The 20257-nt window shown below is 35.7% G+C and carries 22 protein-coding genes; 8 read left to right on the top strand and 14 right to left on the bottom strand.

Annotation, left to right across the window (positions count from 1 at the left end):
• Nucleotides 1-28 precede the first annotated feature (28 nt).
• From EGH73_RS13660 to EGH73_RS13650, 3 genes are all read right to left on the bottom strand, one after another.
• A complete protein-coding gene (locus EGH73_RS13660) occupies nucleotides 29-835 on the bottom strand; it encodes a M48 family metallopeptidase (RefSeq protein WP_089769926.1) in 807 nt (268 codons plus the stop codon).
• 50 nt (nucleotides 836-885) lie between these two features.
• Nucleotides 886-1941, bottom strand: a complete 1056-nt coding sequence (gene thiL / locus EGH73_RS13655; RefSeq protein WP_123282308.1) for a thiamine-phosphate kinase — start codon at nucleotides 1939-1941, stop codon at nucleotides 886-888.
• A gap of 71 nt (nucleotides 1942-2012) precedes the next feature.
• A complete protein-coding gene (locus EGH73_RS13650) occupies nucleotides 2013-2507 on the bottom strand; it encodes an acyl-CoA thioesterase (RefSeq protein ID WP_123282307.1) in 495 nt (164 codons plus the stop codon).
• A gap of 69 nt (nucleotides 2508-2576) precedes the next feature.
• Between EGH73_RS13650 and EGH73_RS13645 the strand changes: the two genes are divergently transcribed.
• Both EGH73_RS13645 and EGH73_RS13640 read left to right on the top strand, forming a co-directional pair.
• Nucleotides 2577-3794 carry a BaiN/RdsA family NAD(P)/FAD-dependent oxidoreductase gene (locus EGH73_RS13645; protein WP_123282306.1) on the top strand — a complete coding sequence of 406 codons (1218 nt, stop codon included), beginning with the start codon at nucleotides 2577-2579 and terminating at the stop codon, nucleotides 3792-3794.
• Nucleotides 3795-3831: 37 nt separating this feature from the next.
• Nucleotides 3832-4164 carry a bacteriophage spanin2 family protein gene (locus EGH73_RS13640; RefSeq protein ID WP_089769917.1) on the top strand — a complete coding sequence of 111 codons (333 nt, stop codon included), beginning with the start codon at nucleotides 3832-3834 and terminating at the stop codon, nucleotides 4162-4164.
• On the opposite strand, the gene EGH73_RS13635 is transcribed toward EGH73_RS13640, so the two are convergent.
• Complete coding sequence (locus tag EGH73_RS13635; RefSeq protein WP_312194272.1) at nucleotides 4151-4531, bottom strand: ribosomal maturation YjgA family protein; 381 nt, start codon at nucleotides 4529-4531, stop codon at nucleotides 4151-4153. The two genes, EGH73_RS13640 and EGH73_RS13635, sit on opposite strands and share 14 nt — an antisense overlap.
• Nucleotides 4532-4675: 144 nt before the next feature.
• On the opposite strand from EGH73_RS13635, the gene EGH73_RS14050 reads away from it, so the two are divergent.
• Complete coding sequence (locus tag EGH73_RS14050) at nucleotides 4676-4852, top strand: hypothetical protein (protein ID WP_164467759.1); 177 nt, start codon at nucleotides 4676-4678, stop codon at nucleotides 4850-4852.
• Here the strand turns inward: EGH73_RS14050 and mutS are convergent, their stop codons facing one another.
• On the bottom strand, nucleotides 4853-7408 hold the full coding sequence (mutS, locus tag EGH73_RS13630; protein WP_123282326.1) for a DNA mismatch repair protein MutS: 2556 nt from the start codon (nucleotides 7406-7408) through the stop codon (nucleotides 4853-4855).
• A 337-nt stretch (nucleotides 7409-7745) separates the two neighbouring features.
• On the opposite strand from mutS, the gene EGH73_RS13625 reads away from it, so the two are divergent.
• Both EGH73_RS13625 and EGH73_RS13620 read left to right on the top strand, forming a co-directional pair.
• Nucleotides 7746-9152, top strand: a complete 1407-nt coding sequence (locus EGH73_RS13625; protein WP_123282305.1) for an MBL fold metallo-hydrolase — start codon at nucleotides 7746-7748, stop codon at nucleotides 9150-9152.
• 42 nt (nucleotides 9153-9194) lie between these two features.
• Entirely contained in the window at nucleotides 9195-9497 is a 303-nt protein-coding gene (locus tag EGH73_RS13620) for a thioredoxin family protein (protein WP_123282304.1), read from the top strand.
• 23 nt (nucleotides 9498-9520) lie between these two features.
• Here EGH73_RS13620 and EGH73_RS13615 read toward each other — a convergent pair whose 3' ends face one another.
• Complete coding sequence (locus EGH73_RS13615) at nucleotides 9521-10078, bottom strand: hypothetical protein (RefSeq protein ID WP_148041714.1); 558 nt, start codon at nucleotides 10076-10078, stop codon at nucleotides 9521-9523.
• A complete protein-coding gene (locus EGH73_RS13610) occupies nucleotides 10078-10836 on the bottom strand; it encodes a nitrilase-related carbon-nitrogen hydrolase (protein WP_123282325.1) in 759 nt (252 codons plus the stop codon). The genes EGH73_RS13615 and EGH73_RS13610 overlap by 1 nt, the downstream gene beginning before the upstream one ends.
• A 191-nt stretch (nucleotides 10837-11027) precedes the next feature.
• Here EGH73_RS13610 and EGH73_RS13605 point away from each other — a divergent pair, with 191 nt between their 5' ends.
• The gene (locus EGH73_RS13605) at nucleotides 11028-11828 is read left to right on the top strand and encodes a murein L,D-transpeptidase catalytic domain family protein (RefSeq protein WP_123282302.1); all 801 of its coding nucleotides are present in this window, start codon (nucleotides 11028-11030) and stop codon (nucleotides 11826-11828) included.
• A 72-nt stretch (nucleotides 11829-11900) separates the two neighbouring features.
• Here EGH73_RS13605 and EGH73_RS13600 read toward each other — a convergent pair whose 3' ends face one another.
• Together EGH73_RS13600 and EGH73_RS13595 are read right to left on the bottom strand one after the other, a co-directional pair.
• Entirely contained in the window at nucleotides 11901-12590 is a 690-nt protein-coding gene (locus EGH73_RS13600) for a response regulator transcription factor (RefSeq protein ID WP_123282301.1), read from the bottom strand.
• A gap of 75 nt (nucleotides 12591-12665) precedes the next feature.
• A complete protein-coding gene (locus EGH73_RS13595) occupies nucleotides 12666-14207 on the bottom strand; it encodes a sensor histidine kinase (protein ID WP_123282300.1) in 1542 nt (513 codons plus the stop codon).
• Between the two features lie 191 nt (nucleotides 14208-14398).
• Between EGH73_RS13595 and EGH73_RS13590 the strand changes: the two genes are divergently transcribed.
• Nucleotides 14399-14887 (top strand): SRPBCC family protein, encoded by a 489-nt coding sequence (locus EGH73_RS13590; protein WP_123282299.1) that lies wholly within the window; start codon nucleotides 14399-14401, stop codon nucleotides 14885-14887.
• A gap of 55 nt (nucleotides 14888-14942) precedes the next feature.
• On the opposite strand, the gene EGH73_RS13585 is transcribed toward EGH73_RS13590, so the two are convergent.
• The 5 genes from EGH73_RS13585 to EGH73_RS13565 all read right to left on the bottom strand — a co-directional run bounded on the left by EGH73_RS13585 (nucleotide 14943) and on the right by EGH73_RS13565 (nucleotide 19316).
• On the bottom strand, nucleotides 14943-15284 hold the full coding sequence (locus EGH73_RS13585) for a hypothetical protein (protein WP_123282298.1): 342 nt from the start codon (nucleotides 15282-15284) through the stop codon (nucleotides 14943-14945).
• Between the two features lie 2 nt (nucleotides 15285-15286).
• Nucleotides 15287-17332, bottom strand: a complete 2046-nt coding sequence (locus EGH73_RS13580; RefSeq protein ID WP_123282297.1) for a S9 family peptidase — start codon at nucleotides 17330-17332, stop codon at nucleotides 15287-15289.
• Between the two features lie 104 nt (nucleotides 17333-17436).
• The gene (locus tag EGH73_RS13575; protein ID WP_089769899.1) at nucleotides 17437-18177 is read right to left on the bottom strand and encodes a uroporphyrinogen-III synthase; all 741 of its coding nucleotides are present in this window, start codon (nucleotides 18175-18177) and stop codon (nucleotides 17437-17439) included.
• Between the two features lie 24 nt (nucleotides 18178-18201).
• Nucleotides 18202-18810: a DUF4271 domain-containing protein gene (locus EGH73_RS14425; RefSeq protein ID WP_394338744.1), complete on the bottom strand. Its 609-nt coding sequence runs from the start codon at nucleotides 18808-18810 to the stop codon at nucleotides 18202-18204.
• A gap of 263 nt (nucleotides 18811-19073) precedes the next feature.
• Complete coding sequence (locus tag EGH73_RS13565) at nucleotides 19074-19316, bottom strand: hypothetical protein (RefSeq protein ID WP_089769895.1); 243 nt, start codon at nucleotides 19314-19316, stop codon at nucleotides 19074-19076.
• 579 nt (nucleotides 19317-19895) lie between these two features.
• On the opposite strand from EGH73_RS13565, the gene EGH73_RS13560 reads away from it, so the two are divergent.
• On the top strand, nucleotides 19896-20257 hold a 362-nt coding region (locus tag EGH73_RS13560; RefSeq protein ID WP_148041713.1), incomplete at its 3' end, for a superoxide dismutase family protein.

Genomic DNA, 20257 nt, shown 5'->3' with positions numbered 1-20257 from the left:
TGTGTTTTTATTTTAATTAAAAAAAAGTTTAAAGTTTACCGCCTGCCGCTTTGTAATATTGCAAAGCTTTTGGCATATCGGCATTCAAATCAGCGATTCTATTAGCAGGACTAGGGTGGGTAGATAAAAATTCTGGTTGTCTGGTTCCTGTAGAAGAAGCTTCCATTCTCTGCCAGAAAGAAATTGCAGTTCTAGGATCATAACCGGCCATAGCCATTATTTGAAGACCCATTTCATCTGCTTCAGACTCTTGTTTTCTTCCATAAGCCAACAATCCAACTTGTGCTCCAATTGGGTACACTTTTTCAAAAACGCCTGACCATTGACTGTTAGACATTGTGCCACCTAAAAGACTACCGCCATATTGAGCCAACATCGCCTGAGAAATTCTTTCGTTTCCATGTCCTGCCAGCGCGTGAGAAACTTCGTGTCCCATTACAACAGCCACACCATTATCATCTTTACAAATAGGCATAATTCCTGTATAAAAAGCGACTTTTCCACCAGGCATACACCAAGCATTTAGTTGGCTGTCTTGGATTAAATTAAATTCCCAATTATAGCCAGTTAAAGCAGACTCACGACCAATTTGTTTATAATAAGCGTAAGCCGCATTTTTAATTCTATCACCAACATTTTTGATTCGGTTGGCGTCTGCAGTTCCAGTAACAACTTTGGAACTAGATAATGTGGTTTTATATTCTGCAGCTGCAGCGGTTGCAATCTCAGAATTATTTGCAATTTGGATGGAAGATCTACCAGTAATTGGGTTAGTGACACAAGCAGTAATTCCTAATGCCGCAATTACAAAAGCTGAAGTTTTTAAAATTTTCATCGTTCTTTTTATTTATATGGTTGTGTTTTACAAGTTTTATTCCAAAAGATTTACTCCTTATTTAGAAAGGCATCCCAGCCTTGTGCAGTTAATGGAATCAGTTGGTTTGAGCCTCTTGCTACCAAGAAATTGCCTTGAGATTCTTCAGTTGCGTGACCGATAATGGTGAAGTCTGGATGATTCTTAATTTTATCAAAATCTGAAGAAGAAATGGTGAACAATAATTCGTAATCTTCACCTCCGTTTAACGCGGCCATTGCGGGATTAAGATTCAGTTCTTCTGCAGTAGAAATAGTAACACTGTCCATTGGAACTTTTTCTTCATACAAATGAAATCCAACACCAGACTGATCCGACAAATGAAGTATCTCTGATGCCAGACCGTCCGAAACATCGATCATAGATGTTGGCAAAATATCCAACTCTTCCAATTTTTTCTTGATATCGGTTCTGGCTTCTGGTTTCAGCTGTCTTTCAAGGATGTAATCATAACCTTCCATTTCTGGTTGCATATTGGGGTTTGCCAAATAAACAGAATGTTCTCTTTCCAAAATTTGAAGTCCCAGATATGCACCACCAAGATCTCCGGTTACCACCAAAAGATCATTTGGTTTTGCACCATTTCTTTTAACGATTTTATCTTCATTTTCAAGACCAATTGCTGTAATGCTAATTACCAAACCTGTGTTGGAACTTGTTGTGTCTCCGCCAATTAAGTCTACTTTGTATCTATTGCAAGCCAAAGCAATTCCTGCATAGATTTCTTCCAAAGCTTCCACCGGAAAACGATTGGAAACAGCAACAGAAACCAAAATTTGAGTTGGAGTAGCATTCATTGCGGCAATATCACTCAGGTTTACTACAACGGCTTTATATCCTAAATGTTTTAGCGGGACGTATCCGAGATTGAAATGAATTCCTTCCGCAAGCATATCTGTGGAAATTACCACTTTTTTATTTCCTGGATCTATAACTGCAGCATCATCACCAACCGAAATTTTTGTAGAATCCTGTATAATCTGAAAATGTTGCGTTAGATGTTTTATTAACCCGAACTCTCCAAGTTTTGCTATCGGCGTTAGGTTTTGTGATTTATCTTCTAGCATTTAATAAATGATATTTGATTAATTATAAACGATTAAAAACAATCGAAATCGCTCTCAATTACTATTAATATTTATTTAAAAATTTCAGAATCAATATTTTCCGGACGGAAAGGTAGAGTCTTCAGGAATTCTTTTGAAATGATTTGTACATTCGCTGATTTGTATTCGTTCATTACTTCCATAATGTCTTCAGGCGGTGTTGTGGTTTTTCTGAGCATCATATCTATCCAGACACCCGTAGCTTCGGCTGTTGCACAATGTGTCCCGTCTGGCAGATAAAATTTATGCACGAACTGATAAATAGATCCGTCTTCCGAGATTGCAGACACCTCCAAGCCAACAAAAACTGTCTGGTCTGCATAGATTTCCTTGAAGAATGAGTAGCGCTCGTGCAACATAACAGGACCCACGCCCCAGCGGTTCAGTTGGGTTAGCCCAATTTTGTTTTTGTTTAGAAAAGCCATTCTAGTTTGTGAGCAATAATCCACATAGGTTGAGTTTCCAAGATGACGATTCGCATCAATATCACTCCATCTTACTTCAAATTTATGATAATAAACAGACATTTTATTTAATTTTATGATTGTTCAAAATTAACCATTTGATGTGGATATTAAAAATGTAATTTTGCAATAATGGATTTAAAAAAAAAGAAAATAATTATCATTGGCGGCGGCGCTTCTGGTTTTTTTGCCGCTGCAAATCTGGATGAGGACAAATATGACGTTTCTATCCTAGAGCAGAATTCGGACGTACTGCAAAAGGTAAAAATATCCGGCGGCGGACGTTGCAATGTCACCCACGCATGCTTTGATCCGAGAGAGCTCACTAGTTTCTATCCGAGAGGGAGCAAAGAGCTACTCAGTGTTTTTACAAAATTCCAGCCCGGAGATACAATGGAATGGTTCGAGTCTAGAAATGTTCCCTTAAAAATCGAAAAAGACAACCGGGTATTTCCGGTTTCGGACTCTTCACAAAGCATTATCAATGCAATGACTAAAGAAGTACTTGGAAAAAAATTTGAAATAAAAACCCAGATTTCGGTTTCGGAGATTATCAACCAAGACAATAATTATCTGGTTAAAACCAAGCAAGGCGATTTCCTTGCAGACATTATCATTTATTGCACGGGAAGCGCACCTAAATCTTTAAAAATGATTGAAAAACTTGGTCATAAAATTATAGAGCCTGTTCCGTCACTATTCACATTCAACATTAAAGATGACTTATTGAAGGATCTTCCCGGAACCAGTTTTGAAAACGCCGAAATCCAAATTCCTAGCCTGAAAACAGCAGAATCCGGTCCACTTTTGATAACACATTGGGGACTTTCCGGGCCAGCTGTGCTCAAAATTTCTGCGTGGGAAGCAAGAACATTGGCTGAGTTAAAATACCAATTTGAAATCGAGGTAAATTTTATTTCAATACCAATTTCTGAGGCTGAAAACCTTTTAAAAACCTTCAAGACACAAAATCCTAAAAAATCTATCGGGCAATCTAAAATATTTAACGTAACCAACCGATTTTGGAATAAGGTTCTAGAGATCTGCAATATCAATCCGGAAACGCAGATTGCTAATATATCCGCAAAAGAGTTGAATGCGATATTGGAAGCTCTGTGCAGAAAAAAAATGCAAGTAACCGGAAAATCTATTTATAAAGATGAGTTCGTAACGGCTGGAGGTGTTGATCTTAAAGAAATTGATTTTAAAAATATGGAATCCAAACTCTTACCAAATTTTTATATTTGCGGAGAAGTTCTTAATATTGATGCAATTACAGGTGGCTTTAATTTTCAAGCCTGCTGGAGTGAAGCTTGGTTAATTTCTCAAAAACTTAATACCAATTCGTGAAAATTTAGCTAAATTTGACAAAATTATTTTATCCATAATGAAATATCCTAAAATTATTTTCAAATTATTTACGTTATCATTGTTCGCTTTGATGATTTCTTGCCAAACAAGAGTGGTGAGTCCTAGCAAACCAATGTTCGATAATACATTAGAACTTTACAAAAAATACTCTATCCAAACAAAAGATGCCAAGACTCAGAAAATCGAAGTTTTGAAAGTGGACGCTACCAAAATCTACGGTAAAAACAAAGCTGGAGAAATGGTCGAAATTGAAAGAAGCGAAGTACGTGAAATCAAAAAACCAGATATTTTATCTTCCGTGATTATTGGTGCTGCTGCACTTGCTGCTGTAATCTTTATTCCGATTTAATGTTTGTGATTAAAAATAAAATCACACATCCTGCAAAGTAGCAAAGGATATCCAACCAACTGAATGAGTTGCCAAGCATAATCATCACAATGCGATTATCTTTGAAACCCATTAATTCTCCGAAGTGAAAATATTGGGCAAACTCAATCAGGCAGGAAAAAATGAAAATCCAGACAATCAATTTTGTTGGATTGAAATCGAAAAATGCTTTGATGAAATAATACATCAACATTACAACGAAAACATCACCCAAATAAGCTCTTACGAAGAAGATGTTTTTAAGTTCTGTAGCAATCAGAACTTCTACTGCGAAGATGAAAATAGCAATCAGAAAGCTTTTGTAATAGAATTTAAAATTAATTATCACAGCATTATTTTTAAATAAAACAAAAAATCGAGGTAATTATTATCTCGATTTTTTTATTAAAAGCGGTACTCTGACAATGAATTTTAATCGAGAACAATTTCGGTTTGATTTTTGAAAAGGAAACTGTAACCAAATCTGATTATTATGAAAAATCTATTGTTTATCGGAATATTATCATCACTTATTGTCAGTTGTGTACCGGATAAAGACAAAAGAGATAAAAGAAAAGCCGATCACAGTGCAGAACATATGAGAAACAAAGGTGTAGATTCTGCTGCGCTTTCTACAGATAAAAAGGTAGATACAGTCGGTGTAAAATAGCTATTTCCCGATCATCTTTTTAATGGCATTAAGTTTCATCAAAGCTTCAATTGGTGTCAATGTATTGATGTCGATTTTTGTCAATTCTTCGCGAATATTTTCAAGAACCGGATCATCCAACTGGAAAAATGAAAGCTGAAGATTTTCTTCGGTCACACGTTTTATTTTCTCTCCAGAATCTTGCGTTGCTCGGCTGGATTCCAAAGTTTTAAGAATTTCATTGGCACGATTTACTACCTTGGGAGGCATCCCTGCAAGTTTTGCTACGTGAATACCAAAACTATGTTCACTCCCTCCAGAAATCAACTTTCTGAGGAAAATAATATTGCCTTTCACTTCCTGAATGGAGACGTGAAAATTCTTGATTCTCTCAAAGTTGACAGACATTTCGTTCAACTCGTGGTAATGCGTTGCGAACAATGTTTTCGGTTGTGTCGGATGTTGGTGAAGATATTCTGCAATGGCCCACGCAATGGAAACACCATCGTAAGTAGAAGTTCCACGACCGATTTCGTCCAGCAAAATCAAACTTCTGTCTGAGATATTATTAAGAATATTCGCGGCTTCATTCATTTCCACCATAAAAGTAGATTCGCCGGCAGACAAATTATCCGTTGCGCCAACTCTCGTAAAAATCTTGTCCAAAGTTCCAATCTCTGCATGTTTAGCTGGAACAAAACTTCCGATTTGAGCCAACAAAGAAATAATCGCGGTCTGTCTCAGGATTGCTGATTTACCGGCCATATTGGGTCCGGTTACCATTATGATTTGTTGAGAATCTTTGTCTAAGAAAACATCATTCGGGATATAAGATTCGCCTAGCGGTAAAGATTTTTCTATGATCGGATGTCGTCCTTCCTGGATGTCAATTGAGAAAGAATCGTTCAGAATCGGTTTTGTGTAATTGTCTTCAACCGATAAATCTGACAACCCAACAGCACAATCTAATTCGCCAATGAGTTTCGAATTTTCTTGTAACTGGTCAATATAAATGAGAACATTTTCACAGATATTTCTGTAAAGTTCTAATTCTAATTTTCCAATTTTTTCTTCAGCGCCAAGAATTTGATTTTCATATTCTTTCAGCTCTTCGGTGATGTAACGTTCTGCATTTACCAAAGTCTGTTTTCTGATCCAATCTTCCGGAACTTTGTCTTTATGTGTATTTCTAACCTCAATATAATAACCGAAAACGCCATTGAAATCAATTTTCAAACTTGTGATTCCAGTTCTTTCGATTTCGCGTTGGCACATTTCGTCCAAAAAACCGCGACCTTTACTTTGAAGATTTCGCAAATGGTCCAATTCTTCCGAAATTCCTTCTTTGATGACATTTCCTTTGTTGATGTTCACAGGAAGTTCTTCATTCAGATGATTTTTGATGAAATCTATTAATTCCTCTAGATTAATAAAAGGGTCAATCCAAGCCAAAACATCAGAAAATTTCAGAAGATGTTTTCTGATTTCATTAATATTAATGATACTTTGACGGAGATAACCTAATTCTTTCGGTGAAATCTTTTCAGCAGCTAATTTTCCAATTAATCTATCCAAATCAGAAATACCTTTCAACAAATCTTTGATGTCGTATTTCAAAGAATCTTCTTTGTTTAGAAATTCAATCAGGTTCAATCTTCTATTGATATCGCCTATGTTTTTCAAGGGAAGAATCAAACGTCTTCTCAATAACCTTCCGCCCATTGGCGTAGAAGTTTTATCAATAATATCAAGAAGCGATTTACCTTGATGATTAGCCGAATAAACAATTTCCAGATTTCTCAGCGTGAAATTATCCATCATCAGATAATCATCCTGCGGAATCACTTGAATTCTCGTAATGTGTTGCAACAATGCGTGATGCGTATCTTCTACCAAATAAGCGAAAATAGCTCCTGCTGCGGTAATTCCTAATTTATGTTCATCAATTCCAAAACCTTTCAAAGACTGCGTTTTGAAATGCGAAGTCAGTTTTTCGTAAGCATAAGGATATTTGAACGCCCAATCTTCCAACTTGAAAACATTCTTATTTCTAAGCTGATTCGGAATTTCAGAAGTTCTTTGATAGATAATTTCGCTCGGGTCAAAAGTGTGAACAATGTGAAGTAATTTCTCAAGATTACCTTCACTCACGAGAAATTCTCCCGTTGAAACATCCACAAGTGCCATTCCGTATTTTTCTTTTTCTTTATGAAGAGATAGCAGAAAATTATTTTTCTTGGAAGATAAAACCTGATCATTGAACGTAACTCCTGGCGTCACCAACTCTGTAACCCCACGTTTTACAATTCCTTTGACGGTTTTCGGGTCTTCCAACTGGTCGCAAATTGCAACGCGCATTCCGGCTCTTACCAATTTTGGAAGATAAGAATCTACAGAATGATGAGGAAATCCAGCCAATTCGATATGACCTTCGCCATTGGCTCTTTTGGTGAGAACAATCCCAAGAATCTGCGATGTTTTTATTGCATCTTGTCCAAAAGTTTCGTAGAAATCTCCTACTCGGAACAATAACAATGCATCAGGATATTTCGCCTTGATTGTATTGTATTGCGTCATTAACGGAGTTTCTTTCTTTGCCAATTTCCTGAATTTTAGAAGCGCTAAAATACGAAATAAAAAAATCGCAGAAAAGGAACTTGATAATTAAACTTTTTTAGTGATTTGCTTTTTTTTTAGCTTATAAAACACTTGTATAAAAACAGACAATTATATTAGTATAGGCATAAATATTGCGAAAACAAGGAGTGTTGAACTTTCGTTTAACTATGAATTGGAATAATTCATAATATCTTTCAAAAATTATTTATTGTTAATCCAAATAACCTCATATTTGTATTTCAAAACGATAACCCAATAATATCAAAAAAAGTCTGATTAAAATCTACCGATACCTATGAAGGTTGAACAAATATATACTGGCTGTCTTGCGCAAGGTGCGTACTACATTGTTTCCGAAAACGAAGCGGCAATTATTGATCCGCTAAGAGAAGTGAAACCTTATTTGGAGCGTTTGGAGAAAGACAACGTGAAACTCAAATATATTTTTGAGACGCATTTTCACGCAGATTTTGTTTCTGGACATTTGGATCTGTCTAACAAAACAGGAGCACCAATTGTTTACGGGCCAAGTGCCCAGCCGGAATTTGATGCAATTATTGCAAAAGACGAACAGATTTTTGAAATCGGAAATATCAAAATCAAAGTTCTTCACACGCCGGGACATACTTTGGAAAGTTCCACTTTTCTTTTGATTGATGAAGAAGGGAAAGAAACAGCCATTTTCTCAGGCGACACCTTATTTTTAGGCGATGTTGGAAGACCGGATTTAGCGCAGAAAGCGGGCGAAATCACCGAAAAAGATCTTGCCGGAATGTTGTATGAAAGTTTACATAGCAAGATTTTGCCTTTGGGCGACTCTGTCACGGTTTATCCGGCTCACGGTGCGGGTTCTGCTTGTGGTAAAAATATGCAGAAAGAAACGGTGGATACTTTGGGAAATCAGAAAAGAACCAATTATGCACTTAATCAACCCAACAAAGAATCTTTTATTAATGAAGTTCTTGACGGGTTAACTGCTCCGCCAAAATATTTCGGAATGAATGTCGCAATGAACAAAGGCGGTTACGCAAGTTTTGACCAAGTTCTGAAAAAAGGAAAAAATCCGTTGTCTGTGGAAGAATTTGAAATTGCGGCGGAAGAAACCGGAGCTTTGATTTTGGATACAAGAAGTGCGGCGGTTTTTCATAAAGGTTTTGTTCCAAACTCAATCAATATTGGAATCAAAGGTGATTTTGCACCTTGGGTCGGCGCAATGATTGTAGATGTCCAACAGCCGATTCTTTTGGTTTCTGACGAAGGAACAGAAGAAGAAGTGATAACGAGATTGAGCAGAGTAGGATTTGATAATGTTTTAGGTTATTTGGACGGAAGTTTCGAAGCTTGGAAAAATTCAGGAAAAGAAACCGACGAAATTAGAAGAATCTCTGCAGAAGAATTTGCTGGTGAATTTTCTGAAAATGTGAAAGTTGTTGATGTGAGAAAAGAGTCAGAATACGAAGCAGAACATATCAATGACGCTTACAGCAAACCTTTGGCTTACATCAATGATTGGGTTAATTCTTTAGATAATTCTGAACATTTTTATATTCATTGTGCTGGAGGTTACAGGAGTATGATTGCGGCAAGTATTTTGCAGGCAAGAGGTTATAGAAATTTCACTGAGGTTGACGGTGGCTTCAATGCGATTAAGAAAACAGAGAAATTTCCATTGAGTAATTTTGTTTGTCAAAGTAAAACTTAGTAGAATCTAACATCTAAAACTTAACTTCTAATATCTTTTTTTATGTCACAGAAATTTCAAGAACTAATACAATCCGAACGCCCTGTTTTGATTGACTTTTTTGCAACGTGGTGTCAGCCTTGCAAAGTTCAATCTTCCGTTCTTAACTCGGTAAAAGAACAAATTGGAGACAAGGCCAGAATTGTCAAGATCGATGTGGATCAATTTCCAACAATTGCATCAGAAAATGGTGTTCGTGGCGTTCCGACTTTAGCGATTTTCAAAAACGGAGAATTGCTTTGGAAAGAAAGTGGTGTCCACGATCTGAATTCGTTGGTGGGGTTGCTGGAGCGGTTTTCTAGTTAGAGATTGATTAAAAATAAAAAGAGTTAAAGATTTAATCTAATCTTTTTAATCTGTTTTTTAGCACTTTTCTCAATGTTGTTCGGTAACGTCCATTCAACATATAACTTTTTATCTTTAATGCTAATGCTATCTATGCAATAATGAGGAAAGATACTTGAACAGTTCTCCCAATAGCTTCCAATATAAAGCCTTTTTCCCGAATTAATATTTTCAGCAAACAATTTGTAATTTGCTGAATCTGTTTCACAAACAACAATCCCGTTTAATCTATCATATGCTAAAGCATTTTCTATTATTTTAAAATTATTATTGTCTAATGGTAAGATTATATCTGTCCAAGTATCACTTCCATTAGAATGCCTTAGGCAAATAAATTTATTATTAGCCCATTTAATATGTGTTTTTTCATCCAAATAGAAATCATTGATTGGTTCTGATGATAATTGAACAATTTTGCCATTTGTCCATTTAATATTTGAGGCCGAATCCGAAACCTTTATTGTTTCAAAAGTATAATTCTTAAAATCTTTTTGCTTACAATTGATTAAAGAAAACAATAGTAATATTAGTAGCTTTTTCATCATTTCATTTCAAACCCATCTCTCTCCTTCAAAAACGGAAACTTCGCTCTGAATTCTTTCAGCTCGTCCAATTTCCATTCTGAAAAGACGACATTATTTTCTCGTTCAGAAATATCTCTTCCATCCGGAAAATAGACTAATGAACTTTCCTCATATTCAAGGCTATAACCGTCTGTCCCAATCCTATTTAATCCAAAAAGAAAAGTTTGATTTTCTATCGATCTTGCTTTCAGAAGTGTTTTCCACGCATCCACTCTGGATTTTGGCCAATTGGCAACATAAAGAATTGCGTCATAATCTTCCTGATTTCTGGAAAAAACCGGGAAACGCAAATCAAAACAAACCTGTAAAAGAATTTTAAATCCCTTATAATCAATGATTTTTCGATTTGTTCCTGCCGTGTAGATTTTATCTTCTCCGGAATAAGAAAACAAATGTCTTTTGTCGTAATATTCAAAACTTTCATCTGGAAAAACAAAATAAAATCTATTATAGAATTTTCCATTTTCCTCCACAGAAACACTTCCTGCAACTGCCGAATTTTTCCTTTTAGCAAAGGATTTCATCCAAGTCAAAGTTTCTAGATTTCTGTCGGCAACTTCATCCGCTTCCATACAAAATCCGGTAGAAAACATCTCCGGAAGAAGGAATAAATCAGCTTCAACCGAACTCAATTCCTGCTCGATCAGCTGGAAATTAGCCTCTTTATTTTTCCAGATAATATCCAGATTCAATCCTGCAATTCTAATTGACGACATTCTAATAAATTTACTGCAAGTTATAACTTTGAAGATTTCAATCATAATATTATCTTAATAAAAATCTATTATCTCCTATCTTATTGCGTTAAAGTTTACTAAAAAACCGTTAAAAATTTAGTTTGTAACATTCTGATAATGATTTATATATAATTTTGCACCACTAAAACAAAAAATTAATTTTATACTTAATGAAGAAATTCCCATTACTGTTATGCTTGATTTACCTGGTAACAACCTCTTTTTATCCGTCAGGTTCCGAGAACAAAAAATCTCTGCAACCCTTGTCAGTAAAAGAAATTAAGCTAACGCCAAAAAAGAATTTCTCTCCAAAAAACCCAGCTGAAGAAATCTACAGACAACTCCAGTTTGCGGATGAAACATTGAATTTTGAAGTCTTTGAAAAAGCTTATTTAGGATTCCAAAATTTGAAAAAATCCGGTAAACTGCAGTCAACCGTCAACCTGCTTTCTGTATGTGATTTCAGTTTGTCTTCTAACAAAAAAAGACTTTGGGTCATTAACGTGGACGAGAAAAAAGTGCTTTTTAATTCTCTTGTAGCACACGGAAAAGGTACAGGAGAAGAGTTTGCGACCCAGTTTTCTAATGTAGAAAACTCGCATCAGTCCAGCCTTGGATTTTACATCACAGAGCAAACTTATACCGGTGACAATGGCTATTCCCTGCGTTTATTCGGGATGGATAAAGGTTATAATGATGCAGCTTTGGAACGCTGTATCGTGATGCACGGCGCCAATTATGTAAGTGAAGATTTTATTAAAGCAGAAAAACGACTTGGGAGAAGCTGGGGATGTCCTGCTATCCCAAGAGAGCTTGCCGAGCCTATCATCAACACGATAAAAAATCAGACTTGTCTTTTTATTTATTATCCAGACCAAAACTATCTTGCCGGCTCGCAATGGCTTAAAGGAACTGAGGAGAAAGATAAAATCTTGGATTCTTTGGAGCAGCAGAAAATGGCTACGAATTGATAATTCCTCTTTTCAATCGCATAAAAAACCCTTCAGATTTTCAAATCTGAAGGGTTTTTTGACTGATAATTATTATGGATTCTTTACCAATAGTCGGAAACCTTCGCCGTGAACGTTGATGATCTCCAGACCTTCGTCGTCTTTAAGAAGTTTTCTAAGTTTAGCGATATAGACATCCATACTTCTGGCTGTAAAATAGTTTTCCTTTTTCCAGATTTTTCTCAATGCTAAATCTCTTGGCATAAAGTCGTTTCTGTGGATGCAAAGCAATTTCAGAAGTTCGTTTTCTTTTGGAGACAATTTGTATTCGTTTTCGCCAACTCTTAGTTGTCTCAACATAGAATCGAAGAAGATATTACTGACTTTAAACTGCTCCTGATCTTCATTTTCCAAAACGGCACTTCTTTGCAGAATTGCTTTAATCTTATACAGAAGTAACTCTGTATCGAATGGTTTTGTAATATAGTCATCCGCTCCTATCTGATAGCCTTTCAGGATGTCTTCTCTCATGTTTCTTGCCGTCAGGAAAATAATCGGTGTATTTTTATCGATTTTTTTCACGTCTTCAGCAAGAGAAAATCCGTCTTTTTTAGGCATCATCACGTCGAAAATACAGATATCAAATTCTTTTTCGGTGAATTCTTTCAGTCCCATTTCTCCATCGGTTGCTAATGTTACCTCGAAGTTATTTATCGTCAAATAATCTTTAAGAACTGCCCCAAAACTCTGGTCGTCCTCTACTAATAATATTCTATTGCTCATTGTTTTTAAATTAATAATGAAGATTTATAGATTCTTCGTTTGTTAATATTTTGATTTGCTAATTTTAACTTTTAATTACACCATCGGTAATTTTATAGTGAATGTACTTCCTTTTCCTTTATGAGAATCTACGAGGATTTGGCCCTTATGGATTTCCACAATTTTCTTTACATACGACAAACCAAGACCTTGTCCTTTTACGTTGTGGATATTTCCCGTTTCCTCGCGGAAGAATTTTTCAAAGATCTTGTTCTTATTTTGCGATTCCATTCCCATTCCTTTGTCTGAAATTTCGATAACATACCAATTACCTTCATTTCTAGTAGAAAGCTTTATTTCCGGTGTTTCTGGGGAATATTTGTTGGCATTATCCAGCAAGTTGATCAATGCATTCGACAAGTGAAACTCATCAACTCTGAAATTGTATTTGGTAGCGTTGAACTCAGTTATAAGTCTTCCGTTTCTCTCGTTGACGATTAACTGGAAAGATTCTGCAATGCTTTTAATCAGTTCCCGCACGTTCGTTTCTTTTAGATGAAGCGGCATTTCATTGCGTTCCAATTTGGACATATTCAGAACGGTTTCCACCTGTTTTTTCATCCTCAGATTTTCCTGTTTTATTAGTCCTGAATAATATTTGACTTTATCTGGGTCAGTGGCGATTTTATCATTGGCCAGAGAATCTGATGCCACCGAAATTGTTGCCAGTGGTGTTTTGAACTCGTGAGACATATTATTGATGAAATCGGTTTTGATTTCGGCAATCTTTTTCTGTCTCATCATATAATTAATCGAGATAATATAAATCCCCAATATCGTAAGCAGTGAGATAAAAGTACCCAAAAGCATTGGAAGATTATGTTTTACCAAAGAGTAATCTTTTCTTGGAAAGACCAGTGCCAGCGTAAACAAAGTCCTGTCTTTACTGTCTGTAAAAAGCGGATAAGTATAATTGGTTTTATCTTTTTGGTCCAGGTAAATATTGTTAGCTATCGTTGTCAATTGATTGGATTTATTGATAACGCCGAATCCAAATTTTGTATCAATCCCTTTCAATTTAAGCTCTTTAGTAACCACAGAGTCAATGATCTTACTGTCCACTCTTTTCTCAATCGGAAGATTTGTGGCGCTGAGCCTTGCAAACTCCTTCATCTGATAAGAATTATTGTCAATATCTCGGCTGATGTTTGTAGTAAGCGGTTCAGGCGTGCTTCGTTTTAACTTTAGCTGACCTTCATCTTTATATAATTTGGTGGTGTAAAGTGTGTCACCTTTGGCGGAAACAGGGATATTTTGCTTTTCGACAATGCTGGTCTGGAAAAGGATGTTGGAACGGTTTGCAGAGTCCGAACTTTGTTGAATGTAGGTTTTGATTGGTTGATCTTTCGACGCAAGCACTTCACTACCCACATTTTTGTAGGTATCATTCCAATATTTATTAACCTCGATCTGATTAACTTTCTGTGTAGATGTTTCCAGCGCAGAGTAGACTTTATTAGAAAAATCCTGTTCCAATGCGCCATATAATTCTTTAATCCAATATAACTGCAATGAAACGAAGACCATAAGAGAAATCGTCATAAATACAGAAATAATAGGAATAAATCTGTTATCCATTATTATTATTGATTTTGAAACGTTAAAATTACTACTTTTAAGAATATTCACACAATAATAACGATATAAAATTATTAAAAATTTCTTAAAACATCGTTTTTTAACATTTTATTGTGAATAAACAAAAATGTTGCCACAAGAAAAGTTTGGTGTGATTTTATCTGTTTAAGTTTTTAAAAACATTGAACGTTATGAATTCCGACATTATTTTTAACAAAGATTTAGATTCTGCAACCGCTTATATTTCTAAAATCTATGATGCAGATGTGACAGAACTTTGGGAATATTTCACCAAATCCGAATTGATAGACCAATGGTGGGCACCAAAACCTTGGCAATGTGAAACCGAAAAAATGGATTTCCGCGAAAATGGTATTTGGTTGTACGCCATGAAAGGTCCGGACGGAGAAAAAGAATTTGCCTTAGCCAGTTATGGCGAAATAATGCCACACAGAAGTATTGCGTGGACAGATGCTTTTGCAGATGAAAAAGGAAAAGTCAAGACAGATTTGCCACAAACTGCTTGGTTAATAGGTTTCACAGGAATTGATGAAGGAACGAGAATGACTTTCAATCTGCATTTCAATTCCCAAGAAGAACTGAATCAGCTCATTGATATGGGTTTTGAAGAAGGCTTCAAAATGGGACTGAATCAGTTGGAGGATTTGTTAAATCGATGATTTGATAATTTGTTGATTAGGATATTAATTGTATAATCAACAAATTACCTAATTATCATATCAACTCAATTTCCTCATCTATAAAATATTGGATAATCGCTTTTTTCATTAATAATGATTGTTCATTGGGTTTTAATTCCGGGAGGTCATCTAACTTTTCGAATTGTGGCCAGCCATCTTTATAATGCGTGAATTTGTAATATCCAAAAGGTTCCAACAACCTGCAAACAGCAATATGAACCAAATTGACCTTATCATCTTTGGTGAATTTCTGTTGTCCACTTCCCAATTCCTGAACACCAATAATGAATAGAAGCGTTTCTATTGGAGGGTTTTTCTCAGTTTGAAAGTTAACTTCAAAAAAGTGTTCTATTTTTTTCCAGATTTCTCCTGTCATAATTAATTTTTTATACCTTCAACTTTAAACAAAAACGCATATTCCAAAGCGACTTCTTTTAAACTTTCGAATCTTCCGCTTGCGCCACCGTGGCCGGAAGTCATATCCGTTTTGAAGATAAGAATGTTATTGTCTGTCTTCAAATCTCTGAGCTTTGCCGTCCATTTTGCCGGTTCCCAATACTGAACCTGAGAATCGTGAAAGCCAGTTGTTATCAAAATATTAGGATAATTTTTGGCTTCGATATTGTCGTATGGCGAGTAGGATTTCATATAATCGTAATATTCTTTTTCATTCGGATTTCCCCATTCGTCATATTCTCCAGTTGTTAAGGGTATTGTTTCATCCAACATTGTTGTCACTACATCTACAAAAGGAACCTGCGCCACAATACCGTGGAATAATTCGGGATTGTAATTCATCACAGCTCCCATTAATAGTCCACCTGCGCTTCCTCCCATTGCGTAAAGATGTCTTGGAGATGTATAATGGTGTGAAATCAAGTGTTTTGCAGCATCAATAAAATCAAAAAATGTGTTTTTTTTCCGGAGCATTTTGCCATCTTCGTACCATTCCCGCCCTAGATATTCACCGCCGCGGATGTGGGCAATCGCGTAGATAAAACCTCTGTCCAGTAATGATAATCTTACGCTGGAAAATGTAGCATCCACGGTGTGTCCGTAACTCCCGTAACCATAAAGCAAAAGTGGAGTGTCAGCAGATTTTGGTGTATTTTTATGATAAACTAGTGAGATCGCAATTTCTTTTCCGTCTCTTGCAATAGCCCAGATGCGCTCAGAAATATAATTCTCCGGAAAGAATTTTCCACCCAAAACTTCCTGTTGTTTAAGAAGCGTGGTGGTTTTGTCCTTCATATTATATTCATAAGTAGACGCAGGCTTGGTCATTGATGTATACCCGAACCTCAGAATATCTGTGTCAAACTCCATATTAATACCAATATATGCAGTGTAAGTCGGATCTGAAAAAGGTAGATAATAGGAGTTATTGTTTTGATTATCAATAATATTAATTTGTAAAAGTCCTTTTTGGCGTTCTTCCAGCACAAAATAGTTTCTGAAAATCTCAAAACCCTCCAATAAAACATCTTCTCTGTGAGGAATATAATCTTCCCAATATTCTAAAGAAGGTGTTTCTACTTTGGTTTTCACAATCTTGAAGTTGGTAGCATCATCCGCATTGGTAATAATGTAAAAATCATCCTGATAATGCTCAACTGAATATTCTAAATCTTCTGTTCTTGGCTGTATAAGTTTCCAATCTGCAAAAACATTATTGGCTGGAATAAATCTCATCTCATCTTCATTAGTGGAGGATGATGCGATGAATATATACTCCAATGATTTTGTTTTGAAAAGACTAACATCAAAAGTTTCATCCTTCTCATGATATATTAAAATATCATTTTCGGGATCGGTTCCCAGTTTATGTCGGTAGATTTGGAATGCCCGTAAGCTAGCATCTTTTCTGATGTAGAAAACATGTTCATTATCACCTGCCCAGACTGCTTTTCCGGTAGTGTTTTCTATGATGTCTGGGTAAACTTTTCCCGTTTTGATATTCTTGAAAAAAATGGTGTAAATCCGTCTTCCCACTGTATCTGTAGAATAAGCAATGACCTCATTATCAACACTTACAGAAATACTTCCAGTCTCGAAAAATGCTTCGTCTCCCGCCAGAATATTGGCATCCAAAAGTATTTCTTCCTCGTTTTCCAAAGTCTGGAACTTTCTGGAAAAAATTGGATATTCTCTACCTTCCTCATAACGAACTATGTACCAATATCCGTTGAAAAAATATGGTAACGACTCGTCGTCTTTTTTATAACGAGCCTTCATCTCCTCAAATAATTCGTTTTGGAGATCTTCGGTATCCTTCATCACAAAATCACAATAAGCATTTTCCTCCTCAAGATATTGGATTACTTCCGGATTTTCTCTTTCGTTCATCCAGAAATAAGGATCTATTCTTGTATCATTATGAACAGTAAGGATTTTCTCTCTTTTTCTAGCTTTTGGAGCGTTCATTTCTTTTAAATCAATTATTAGCCTGAATTACTTCAGATTAAACAAATGTAAACAAAAAACCATCCCAAAATTGAGGGACGGTTTTATTTTATCTCAGCAAAGATCTATTTATTAATGCTTCTGACATATTTCTCTATCGCCATAGTCATAGACGGTGTTTCTTTGCTAGGCGCCATCACGTTTACGGTGAGACCCGCTTCTTCCGCAGCAGCCTGAGTTGTGCTTCCAAAGACAGCAATCTTGGTTTCCTCTTGTTTAAAATCCGGAAAATTAATTCCTAAGGACTTAATTCCCTGAGGACTGAAGAAAACCAACATATCGTATTCTTTTACATTGATGTCTGTCAAATCACTGGCAACTGTTTTGTACATAATCGCTCTTGTCCAGTCCAGATTGGCAGCATCCAGTACACGCGGGATTTCCGGAGTAAGGATATCAGAAGAAGGTAGCAGATATTTTTCACTTGGATGTTTCTTGAACAGCGGCGAAAGATCAGAAAAATTCTTCTCACCAAAGCTGATTTTTCTTTTTCTGTAAACGATATGCTTCTGAAGATAATTTGCGATGGCCTCTGACTGGCAGATGTAACGCATAGAATCCGGAACGGCAAATCTCATTTCCTCTGCTAGACGAAAATAATGATCCACTGCATTTTTACTCGTGAAAATAATGCCTGTGTATTGTGTCAGGTCGATTTTCTGAGTTCTAAGTTCTTTGGCATCCACTCCCTGTACATGAATAAAAGGCCGAAAATCGATCTTGATTTTTTCCTTTTTAGCAATTTCCAAATAGGGTGAAGATTCATTCGGAGCGGGCTGTGAAACTAAAATAGATTTGATTTTCATCTCAAAACGTGTTGGTTACATTGATTAAAACAAGAACTTCCAAAGTACTAAAACGGGTACTATTTGAAGCGTGCAAATATACAAAAATTTATAATACCACTTTTCCGGCAATATAGGCTGGTTATGGAAAATATATACTAGATTTTTTAATATGAATGATCCCATAAACAGGAAAATAATTATATAAAAATATTGTACCAAATCTACCGGATAGTAATAGAGAATAAAACTCAGTATAATAAAAGCTATTGATTCCAGAAAAAAGAATTTGCTTGCGATGAGCGTAAGACTTTTCAGATTTTTATTACTTCCAACGCTGGAATAGAACAGAAATGTGAGAATATTCCTCAAGAAATCAAAAATGAGAAATGTAATCAGAGTAAATCCGAATTTATTAAGCTCCCATCCAAAAATATGGATATCTGATATAACTTTAGGAATCACCGGAACAAACTGTGATAGCAGCAGTGCTACCATCAAACATCTAACGAACGAAACGATGATCCAGGTGGGTGTAAGATTGCTAGAATCTTCCATCTTTTGCATTAGAAAATCTTTGACATTCGCATCTCTCTGAAAAACAGATAAAAGGATAATGTAGACAAAGATACTCCCAAGAATACAATATACCACCCAATCATTATGTTCTGCAATCCTTATCAACAGCTAAAAATTTTTGCAAAAATAAGAATTTGATTAATGGTAAGACTGCTATTCATAAACAAATTTTCAAATTAGATATTAAATAATTGAAAAATGCGATCTACAACAAAAAAAAACCTCGCTGAGCGAAGGCCTTGTTAATATAGAAAAATGTGTTTTATTTCTGATTAAGAAAATATTGTGCTTCGGCTTTTGCAACTTATTTTTCCTCATCTGCAGCGACTGCATCCAGTTCAACAGTTTTTCGGGATTGCATCAGAAGCGTTCCTTTCGGAATTGTTGCAAAATGCTGCGTAATAGTAGGGCAGCCAATTGTTACTTTCCTTCGTAGCGATTTTATCAAAATCATTAGCTAATGCTGTATACTCATCAGCTGTTTTCTGTCCTTCTACGGTGGTTATTTTTTCGGTTATTATTTTTTCGAAAGCAGTCTGCGCAAATGTAGTTGCTGATAAAAAAATTAATGCTGCAGTCAAGAAAATATTTTGATTATTTTATTATTGTAAATTTCTGATTCAAAGATAGATTGCGTTTTCAATTGTATGAATTTTATTATACTGAATAGTTCTTTTTAATTGCTGAACTGTTTTTTTTAAAAGCTCAATTTGCGATATGATAGACAGCTGAATATAAGTCTTTGTATTCTTTCTATTGTCTACAAATTATTATTGATCGCACCATTCGTTTTGTCTACCCTCTCCGTGGTTAGTAAAGCAATAACTCCCATTTGAATCAGTATTTGCTACATCATAGATATCCTTTATTGTTACATTAATGTCTTACAGCGGTTTATCTTAATAATTTAACTTTCCGGAAACAGTGGTTTGTGCCTAAATAATAAAATCTGTCAAAAGAAATAGAGCTGTGGTGATTCTTCTTTGCACTTTAACAATGTTAATTTTGATCCAAAAATATTTCTACTGCTGGAAATAACCGAGTTAATTATTACCGAACTGTTAAAATTTTACTACCGAGTCGTCAATGTTTCACGTAAAACAATTCCCATTACATTGGCTTTAAAATTGTTATATTCGATAAAATAAATAAACTATAATATGAAAAAGTTAATACTCATTGGAATTGCCGGTCTATCACTGGCATCCTGCAAAACAATTTCTAAGCAGTATGTTGTCCGACCAAAATCGTATACGGAAACACAGGGAACTGCAACATTTACCCAGAAAAAAGGCAAAGTGGAAATGGATCTTAGCGTATTCAAACTCAAGCCAGGGTTGCATGCCGTTCATATCCACGAGTTCGGGAACTGCAGTGCTACCGATGCATCTTCTGCCGGCGGCCACTGGAATCCTTCTAAAGATGAACACGGAAAATGGGAATCTGATCATTTTCATATGGGTGATATCGGTAATCTGGATGCAGACAAAGATGGAAAGTCTCGGATCAATCTCAAACCTTG

Source organism: Epilithonimonas hominis, assembly GCF_003730015.1.
Taxonomy (GTDB): Bacteria; Bacteroidota; Bacteroidia; order Flavobacteriales; family Weeksellaceae; genus Epilithonimonas; species Epilithonimonas hominis.
This window is presented reverse-complemented; position numbering and strand designations above follow the sequence as displayed.